The 8,621-nt window shown below is 59.1% G+C and carries 12 protein-coding genes; 3 read left to right on the top strand and 9 right to left on the bottom strand.

What is annotated here, in order from left to right; translation table 11 throughout:
* Window positions 1-265: hypothetical protein (locus tag AC13CN_RS10580; RefSeq protein WP_483053143.1), on the top strand; the 265-nt coding region annotated here is incomplete at its 5' end.
* A 22-nt stretch (window positions 266-287) separates the two neighbouring features.
* Here AC13CN_RS10580 and ureG read toward each other — a convergent pair.
* The 7 genes from ureG to AC13CN_RS10545 all read right to left on the bottom strand — a co-directional run bounded on the left by ureG (window position 288) and on the right by AC13CN_RS10545 (window position 5,892).
* The gene (gene ureG, locus AC13CN_RS10575) at window positions 288-923 is read right to left on the bottom strand and encodes an urease accessory protein UreG (protein ID WP_044630219.1); all 636 of its coding nucleotides are present in this window, start codon (window positions 921-923) and stop codon (window positions 288-290) included.
* Between the two features lie 23 nt (window positions 924-946).
* Complete coding sequence (locus AC13CN_RS10570; RefSeq protein ID WP_228219216.1) at window positions 947-1,660, bottom strand: urease accessory protein UreF; 714 nt, start codon at window positions 1,658-1,660, stop codon at window positions 947-949.
* Window positions 1,650-2,183, bottom strand: coding sequence for an urease accessory protein UreE (gene ureE, locus AC13CN_RS10565; protein ID WP_228219177.1), 534 nt, complete (start codon window positions 2,181-2,183; stop codon window positions 1,650-1,652). Before ureE ends, AC13CN_RS10570 begins: the two co-directional genes overlap by 11 nt.
* 264 nt (window positions 2,184-2,447) lie before the next feature.
* Window positions 2,448-4,163 carry an urease subunit alpha gene (ureC, locus tag AC13CN_RS10560; protein WP_062359178.1) on the bottom strand — a complete coding sequence of 572 codons (1,716 nt, stop codon included), beginning with the start codon at window positions 4,161-4,163 and terminating at the stop codon, window positions 2,448-2,450.
* A gap of 161 nt (window positions 4,164-4,324) precedes the next feature.
* Window positions 4,325-4,633: an urease subunit beta gene (locus tag AC13CN_RS10555; RefSeq protein WP_089674735.1), complete on the bottom strand. Its 309-nt coding sequence runs from the start codon at window positions 4,631-4,633 to the stop codon at window positions 4,325-4,327.
* Between the two features lie 38 nt (window positions 4,634-4,671).
* A complete protein-coding gene (ureA, locus tag AC13CN_RS10550; protein ID WP_016915359.1) occupies window positions 4,672-4,974 on the bottom strand; it encodes an urease subunit gamma in 303 nt (100 codons plus the stop codon).
* Between the two features lie 33 nt (window positions 4,975-5,007).
* Window positions 5,008-5,892, bottom strand: coding sequence for an urease accessory protein UreD (locus AC13CN_RS10545; RefSeq protein WP_228219180.1), 885 nt, complete (start codon window positions 5,890-5,892; stop codon window positions 5,008-5,010).
* A gap of 144 nt (window positions 5,893-6,036) precedes the next feature.
* On the opposite strand from AC13CN_RS10545, the gene AC13CN_RS10540 reads away from it, so the two are divergent.
* Window positions 6,037-6,306: a PepSY domain-containing protein gene (locus tag AC13CN_RS10540; RefSeq protein ID WP_062375536.1), complete on the top strand. Its 270-nt coding sequence runs from the start codon at window positions 6,037-6,039 to the stop codon at window positions 6,304-6,306.
* A complete protein-coding gene (locus AC13CN_RS10535; protein ID WP_062375534.1) occupies window positions 6,303-6,485 on the top strand; it encodes a PepSY domain-containing protein in 183 nt (60 codons plus the stop codon). The genes AC13CN_RS10540 and AC13CN_RS10535 overlap by 4 nt, the downstream gene beginning before the upstream one ends.
* 17 nt (window positions 6,486-6,502) lie before the next feature.
* On the opposite strand, the gene AC13CN_RS10530 is transcribed toward AC13CN_RS10535, so the two are convergent.
* Together AC13CN_RS10530 and AC13CN_RS10525 are read right to left on the bottom strand one after the other, a co-directional pair.
* The gene (locus tag AC13CN_RS10530; protein ID WP_228219181.1) at window positions 6,503-7,018 is read right to left on the bottom strand and encodes a copper chaperone PCu(A)C; all 516 of its coding nucleotides are present in this window, start codon (window positions 7,016-7,018) and stop codon (window positions 6,503-6,505) included.
* 73 nt (window positions 7,019-7,091) lie between these two features.
* Window positions 7,092-8,453: a diguanylate cyclase gene (locus AC13CN_RS10525; protein ID WP_062359182.1), complete on the bottom strand. Its 1,362-nt coding sequence runs from the start codon at window positions 8,451-8,453 to the stop codon at window positions 7,092-7,094.
* Window positions 8,454-8,621: the final 168 nt, after the last annotated feature.

The raw sequence follows: 8,621 nt of genomic DNA, 5'->3' as shown, positions 1-8,621 counted from the left end.
GGTTTTCCTTTTGGTTCATGGTGTTAGGGGTAACAACATGATACCGGCGGGAAAGCCCCCGATCTCGTTGATAGCACTGAAATTTTCAACGCTATTCAGGCAGTTACAGCACCACCTGTGGAAAAGTGGGGAGACGCTAGCCTATCAGTTCATTGTAGAAATGTGGTGGCCAGGGATGGCCCGTTTTGGCAGGATCTCACCTAAACAACTGCAACTGCCCAGCCTTTCATACCATCAAAGCTGGGCAGTTTTTTATACCTTCTAATTATACCTATACCCACTTCCGTTTAATGTGTTACAGCGGCCCTTGGGCGACGCTCGTCCAGCATGCCTTTATCGAGAATAAAGCGGATGATCTCTTCAAGCCCGACGCCATCGTAGAGGTTGGTGAACACGAACGGGCGCTCGCCGCGCATTTTTTTCGAGTCGCGCTCCATCACTTCCAGTGAGGCGTGGACCTGCTCGGCAATATCGATTTTGTTGATAATCAGCAGGTCGGATTTGGTGATGCCGGGACCACCTTTGCGGGGAATTTTGTCGCCTGCCGACACGTCGATCACGTAGAGCGTTAAATCAGAAAGCTCGGGGCTAAACGTGGCGGAAAGGTTATCGCCGCCAGACTCGACCAGCACCAGCTCTAGCTTAGGATGACGGGCGTGTAACTCATCGATGGCCGCCAAGTTCATGGAAGCATCTTCCCGAATCGCCGTGTGCGGGCAGCCGCCGGTTTCCACCCCCAGAATGCGGTCGGCGGGCAGCGCATCGTGCTTGAGCAGGAAATCGGCGTCTTCGCGGGTGTAGATGTCGTTGGTGACAACGGCAATGTCATAGTGGTCTCGCAGCGCGGTGCAGAGCTGCTTGAGCAGGGCGGTTTTACCTGAACCGACCGGGCCACCCACGCCAACGCGTAAACAGTGAGTCATTGTCTTCTCCTGAATGATGCCAGTTAACTTCTAAATAAACGGGAGTATTGGGTTTCGTGTAGGGCGCTGGCCAGCGCGACGCCAGGCAGCGCAGGGCCAAGCTCGTCATCGTCTAGCCGCTGGGCCTTCTCAACGGCATTCACCAGTTCGCCACGTAACTGCTCGATAATGCGCTGAGCAGCGGTGTGCCCCAGCGGCAGCGCTTTACAGGCCACCGCGAGTTGGTTTTCCAGCCACGCCCAGCCAAAGCCGAGCTGCGCTTGACGCACAGGGATGCCGCGCTGGTAGGCCGCCCAGGCAAATAGGGTCACATAGCCTGCCTGGACCGGTAGCAAGGGCGTAAGTGAGTCTTCACTAGGCAGCCCTTCATTTTTGGGTAATAGGTCGAGGCTGCCCAGTAGCCGCTTCAGCGATGCACCCAAGCGGCTGTCTTCAGCGGCGAGTTCAGCGGTTTCACGGGTGGCGGCCAGCCAGTCGTCCCACTCGGCCACCGCAGTGCCATCCTGCTCCTCGAAAGCGCGATATAGCCGCTCAATCAGCGGCAGCTCACAGCAGCTTATGCCATCTTCCAGCACGCCGGATAACCACTGAGAGAGGCTGGGTTCATCACTCACCCAGCCCAACTCAAAAGCGCTCTCCAGCCCTTGGGAAAAGGCGAAGGCCCCAATGGGCAGTGCGGGGCTGACGAGCTGCATCAGCCCTAGCAGGGCGAGGTCTGAGGGCTGTTCAGTGGGCATGGTGGTGCTCATGCGCGTGATCGTGATCGTGATCGTGGTCATGGGAATGACTATGCGAATGGCTGTGCGAATGCCCACCGCCCACTTGGTTGTAAGCGCCCGGTTCGGGGTCGAAGGTGGCGTTGTGGTGTTCCAGCGTGGCACCCAGCAGCTCGGCTAGCTCTTCGAGGACGTGGTCGGGCGGGAAACGCACCCATCCGCCTTGCTCATCTTCGCCCAGCGCGAGCTGCACATGGCGGTTGCCAAGGTGGTAGGCCAGCCGTGCCAGCGGTAAGCCAGTACTCACTCGCGCGGTCACCACGGGCTCAATGGCGGCGCAAATGCGCACGATCTCGCCATTTTCGGCTTTCAGGCCTTCGCCATCGCGCAGCACGGGGCCGCGATCCAGAAACAGCCCAAGAGGCTGGCCGCTGTCGCTCTCAGCTTTTAAGCGGCCACGAATGCGTAGCTCAAAGGGCAGTGTCAGCGTGTCGCTGGCGGTGCCCTCATCTATGGGGCCAAGGCGTTCAATCAGTTTCAACATTACTACCGTCCCGTTGAAAGAGTTGTTCGTCATATTCTGTGTCTCACTCTCCAGCTTGAAGCCATGGAGCCAGCAACCTCTGTGGGAGGCCGCTTCAGCGGGCGAAGGGTACCGAAGGCACGCCGGCTTGTTAGGCCTGAATGGTCGCGAGCTAAAGCTACCTCCCACTGTGCCACTCTCAGGCTGGCAGAAGTGGATTCATATCGATGAACGAACTTTCGAAAAAGCTCCCTAGCGTCTATCGCTATGGGCAGTGTATTCCAATCAAAACAAGTGATACCGCTGCGCCAGCGGCAGCTCGGTCGCGGGTTCGCAGGTGAGCAGTTCGCCGTCGCAGCGCACTTCGTAGGTTTGCGGGTCGACGGTGAGTTCTGGGCAGGCATCGTTGAGCTTCATATCTTTTTTACGCACGCCGCGCACGTTTTTACAGGCGGACAGCGTGCTTTGCAGGCCCAGCCGTTCCTTGATGCCCGCATCGATGGCGGCCTGGCTGACGAAGTTGAGTCTTACCTGGCTGGCGGCGCGGCCAAAGGTGCCGAACATGGGGCGGTAATGCACCGGCTGCGGCGTGGGGATGGAGGCGTTGGGGTCGCCCATGGGCGCACCGGCAATCATGCCGCCTTTCAAAATCAGCGCCGGTTTGACGCCGAAGAAGGCGGGCTTCCACAGCACCAAATCGGCCAGCTTGCCCACTTCAATGGAGCCAACTTCATGGGCGATGCCGTGGGTAATGGCGGGGTTAATGGTGTATTTGGCGATATAGCGCTTGGCGCGCAGGTTGTCGGCCCCCAGTGCTTCATCTTCCGGCAACAGGCCGCGCTGCACCTTCATTTTGTGCGCCGTTTGCCAGGTGCGGCAGACGACTTCACCTACGCGACCCATGGCCTGGGAGTCGGAGGCGATCATCGAGATCACGCCCAGGTCGTGGAGGATATCCTCGGCGGCGATGGTTTCGCGACGAATACGTGAATCGGCAAAGGCCACGTCTTCGGGAATATTGGGGTCCAGGTGGTGGCAGACCATGAGCATGTCGAGATGCTCGTCGATGGTGTTCACCGTGTAGGGCCGCGTGGGGTTGGTGGAGGACGGCAGCACGTACTCTTTGGAGCAGGCGGTGAGGATATCCGGGGCGTGGCCGCCGCCTGCGCCTTCGGTGTGGTAGGTGTGAATGCCGCGCTCTTTGAAGGCCGCCAGGGTGTCTTCCACGAAGCCGGATTCGTTGAGCGTATCAGTGTGGATGGCGATCTGCACATCGTACTTTTCCGCCACGCTTAAGCAGGTATCAATCGAGGCGGGGGTGGTGCCCCAGTCTTCATGCAGCTTGAGGCCCATGGCACCGGCTTCCAACTGCGCTTCGAGCCCTTCCGGCAGGCTGGCGTTGCCTTTGCCGAGCAGGCCGATGTTCATGGGCAGGTCGTCCACCGCTTGAAGCATTTTGCCAATGTGCCACTCGCCGGGGGTGCAGGTGGTGGCGTTGGAGCCCGTGGCGGGGCCGGTGCCGCCGCCCAGCATGGTGGTAACACCGCTCATCAGCGCTTCTTCCACCTGCTGGGGGCAGATAAAGTGAATGTGGGCGTCGATGCCGCCTGCGGTGAGGATTTTGCCTTCACCGGCGATCACTTCGGTACCGGGGCCAATGACGATCTCGACATCGGGCTGGGTGTCGGGGTTGCCTGCCTTGCCGATGGCGGCGATGCGGCCGTTTTGCAGCCCCACATCGGCTTTGACGATGCCCCACCAGTCTAGAATCAGCGCGTTGGTGATCACGGTGTCCATCACCGAGGCATCCTGACGCTGGCTTTGGCCCATGCCATCGCGGATAACTTTGCCGCCGCCGAACTTCACTTCTTCACCGTAGTGGGTGGCGTCTTTTTCGACTTGAATCCAAAGCTCGGTGTCGCCCAGGCGCACGCGGTCGCCTACGGTGGGGCCGTACATATCGGCGTAGGCTTGCCGACTGATTTTGTTTACCGGTTTCATATTTGCCTCTGCCTCAAGCGTTGAGTCCAGTGCTGGGCGGCCATCGTCTGTGTGACACGCTGTGAATACATCCCTGTAAGCTTGACTGCGCCATCCATGGCGCAGACAGTCACCCAACCGATGCCCGCCCTACCGTCGGTTGTTCTTTATTAATCCGTTGGCTAATCGAGCGGCCCCATCACATCGCCACGGAAGCCGTAGATTTCCCGCTTGCCGACAAACGGAATCAGCGTGACTTCGCGGGTTTGGCCGGGTTCGAAACGGATGGCGGTTCCGGCGGCGACGTCCAGGCGGTAGCCACGGGTTTTATCGCGGTCAAACACCAGCGCGGGGTTGGCTTCGGCAAAGTGGTAGTGGGAGCCAAGCTGAATGGGCCGGTCGCCGGTGTTGGCCACCTCCACGGTGATACGCTCGCGACCCGCGCACAGCTCGATATCACCCTCTTGTAACTGATACTGTCCTGGAATCATTGGGCCGGAAATCATGGCGCTCTCCTAACGGTGGATGATTAGTTGATCGGCGTGTGAACGGTGACCAGCTTGGTGCCGTCGGGGAAGGTGGCTTCCACCTGTACTTCATCGACCATCTCCGCCACGCCTTCCATCACGTCGTCTCGGGTGAGGATTTCGCGGCCGTAGCTCATTAAATCCGCCACGCTGCGGCCATCTCGCGCGCCTTCCATAATCTCAAAGCTGATCAGCGCTACCGCTTCGGGGTAGTTCAGTTTTAAACCACGCGCTTTGCGGCGCTCGGCAAGCTGGGCGGCGGTAAACAGCATCAGCTTGTCTTTGTCTCGTGGGGTCAGTTCCATGGAGTGTCTCCAGCGTTATCAGCGTGTTGCCAATTAAGTTAGCCAAATGCGCGGCGTATGCGCTTCGCGCCCGATCCAGCGCGGCCGTAGTAGCTGCCAGGCGTGTTCACACAGGGCCCAGGCTTCGTTACGGGATGTGCCTAGATAGCGCATCAGCAGTACGCCGTGGCGCACGGTTACCGCCCAGCGGGGGTTATCCGGCAGCGCTTCGCGCAGTGCTTCAATAGCCACAGCGGCATCGTCAATACCCACCGCCCAGAGCGTGGCCTGCACCGTGGCGCCGCCCTGCCCCCAGCGGCCCGCAAAGCGTGGGTGTGCGGGGTCCAGCGGCTGGCGTTCAAGCCACAGCGGCTTGCCATCCAGGGTTAAGCGAAAGTGCTGTTCGATGCGCCCCGTGACATAGGGCAGATCGCTGGCCGGGCGTCCGAGCGCCATCACTTCCCAGCCTAGGCAGCGGGCATTACCCTGCAGCGCAATATGGGTGCCCTGAGTACCCTTTGAGCCGTTAAACGCGATGGTTTCCTGGGGTAGCCACTCTAAGGTGCCGCCCTCTTCTACCGTCAGCTCGGTGTGCTGTGTCCAGGCCACGCCTTGGCTGTCGGCTTTGTAGAGCTTATTGGCAGCGGGCGTAGTGAGCAGCGCATGGGCACCGCGCTCGATATGGGCGCGGATGGTCAGCGCATCACCGCTCACGAGCCCGCCGGGCGGGTGCAATACGTAAACGTGGCACGCTTCCTGGCTGCCTTCCGGGTAGAAGGGGCGCTGTACCCGTAACGGCCCTTGGTGGCGCGCCTGAATTAGCCTTGTCACGTCGTCGCGGTTGGCAAAGCGCAAGGCCAGCGAGGCGGCCCAGCGGCGCTCGGCGTCAAAGCGGTGGCCGGAACCAGCAGCGGGTGGGGCAAGTTCGCTCAACATCATGGGGCGCTGTCGCTTCCTTGTGGATTCATCATTGCCTTATAAATGCAAAGAATGCGCCAAAATGGTGAAGGCGCTTTTTTACCGTCATAAAGATCTTTTTTTGAGCCTCAACCCTCTTGCCCAGCCCTCCAATGCACCAAATATGTGCATATAGCCATCACATTGCACCTAACCGGCGAACGGCTGGCCGTGTACGTCAATCCCTATACGGCTGAGGTGCTTGGTTCGCTGGATGACCGGGGAACGGTGATGTGGACCGTTCGCTACCTGCATAGCTTCAAGTTCTTCGGGCAAACCCCGCGCAAGCTGATTGAGATTGCCGCGGGCTGGTCGATTTTGTTAGTCGCCACCGGCATTTATCTCTGGTGGCCGCGCAACGGCAGGGGCGGCGTGGTGAGCCGCTGCTCGATATGAGCTACGCCGACTATGGCCCGCTAGGCCGCTGGCTGGAGTTTGGGATTAACGTTCACTTGGGGCAGGAGTTTGGGCTTACCAATCAGCTCTTCCTGCTGGCGGTATGCATCGCCATCATCGTGATGTGCGTGGCCGCAGGCGTGATATGGTGGAAGCGTCGCCCCGCTCGCCAAGGCTAACAGGACGGTAGGCCGACTTAGTGCGCCGCGTGCCCATGATCATGGGCACCTTTAGGGTGACCACCTTCATGGTGGCTCCCTTCCGGAGAGGCACCCACTGGCAGCACCTGAAGTTCGATCTCCATCGGCTCGGCGTGCTGGAACTCCAGCGTCACAGAGACGGGTGCACCCTCCACGATGGGTGAGCCCAGTTCCATCAACATCAAGTGTAAACCGCCCGGCGCTAGCGTCACGCTCTCGCCCGCCGGTAGCTCGATGCCACCGGGCAGGGGTACCATGCGCATCACATCGCCGTCCATCTCCATAATATGAATCTCGACACGCTCGGTGATCGGGCTGGTCGCCCCCAGCAGCATGTCATCGCCATCGCCGTGATTGGTGAGAGTAACAAAGCCACCGCCCGCTCCGGCCCCCGGCGGAGTGGCGCGTGCCCAGGGGTGGGCAACCTCAATAGAGGATGCCTGCCCCGCCATACCTTCCTGGCGGGCACCACCATGATGGGCGGCCGATAGCGGTGCGCTTATTAACAGCATCGTTAGTAGCCACACAACCTTTGACGGCATTATGCGCTGCGGAAACATGATTCTCTCCCCAATCAATCCGTTACTAGCAGACAACCACTCGGTCGCGACCACTGCGTTTCGCCTGGTACAGCGCTTGGTCGGCGCGCTGCATCGAGCGTTGGTAGTCTGGGTGGCCATCATGAAGCGTAACCCCGACGCTCACCGTGACGTTCAATAGCGTATCGGCAGCGGCTAACATCGGCTCTTTGGCCACCGCGTGGCGCAGCCGTTCGGCAAACAGTCGGCTGCCGTCTTGATCCGTATCCACCAGCACAATCAGAAACTCTTCACCGCCCATACGAAACACGTAGTCGCCACCTCGGGTCGAGCGGTCAAGAATTCTGGCCACCTGCTGCAGTACGTTATCGCCAGCATCATGGCCATGGGTGTCATTAATTGATTTGAAGTGATCAATATCCACCATGAGCAGCGCAAAACACTTTTCCGAATGCCGGGCGATCTCTATTTCACGGCTCAGCACCACCGAGAGGAACTTGCGATTGAGCAGACGCGTCAGGCTATCGCGGCCTGCTTCGAGCCCCGAGGCGCGATCCAGAACGTCATCCAACAGCATCAAGATCGTGCGAGCCGCATCGCGAATGCTGCTCAACGCAGTCAGGCGACGCTGGCTGTCTGAGTCGCCTAGCTGGGCGAGCCACTCCTCGTCCACGCGACGAACATGCTGTGAAATGGTGGTAATTTCCGGCGCGCCCTCAAAGGCGTGGCACGCTTTATGGTGATACCAAAGCCCAAACTCGGAGCTGGCTAATCGGGGTAAAGCCGTCGTTGCCTGCTGCGCAGCCACGGCAAACATCAGTGCGTTCTCCCAATCGAGCAGTGCGGAGCGCTGTCGCTCGCGCTCATCGCCGATGCTCTGGGTTAAAGAGAACAGCTTATAGGCTTCTTCCATACGGGTATTACGATTATTCGCCACTGAATAGGCATGGCTCATTATTTCCATGGCCATATCAATATGATCAGACACGTAAACCGCTGCATCACCGGAAGAGAGTTCAGCGCTAAAGGTGCTGTTAATGTGCTCATAAAGCGCCTGCTTTAGCTGCCGTGCGCCATTAAGTACCAAGTTCACCGGGATATCGATACGCGCATGCACCTGGCCGACTTTTTCCTGCTGCTCGACCAGGGATTCGAAATCGGCGTGCTCGACGGCAAACATAGCGCTGAGCCAGCGCTGCATGGAGGGGTGAAGCCGGTTTTTCACCTGCTCATTGGAGAGAAACAGCGACGCGTGGGGGTCTTCCAGCATCACTTGATAGAAATGATCGGCAAAGATATCGCGGCGGGATTCCACCAGTGTCTCCACCGCTTGGCGTAGCGCCAAAGGCGTGCGCTCCAGGAGTGACTGCCACTCGGCAGCGAGCTGATGTTTGTCTTTATAACGCATATCCCACCCGATGGTTATTGTTGAAACCCGCCATATTACACATAAAACGCAGCGCCAAAACCTACTCAGCGCAGGGTTTTAAGCAAAAAGCCCCCTCTTTTCTACATGAAACGAGAGGGCTATTAGAGTGTGCTCTGTCAACAGGAAAAGAAAGGTTAAAGTGGTTGT

The organism is Vreelandella sp. L-25 (assembly GCF_056857535.1).
Note: the sequence above shows the minus strand (reverse complement) of the source record. Positions and strands in the feature narration are given on the sequence as shown.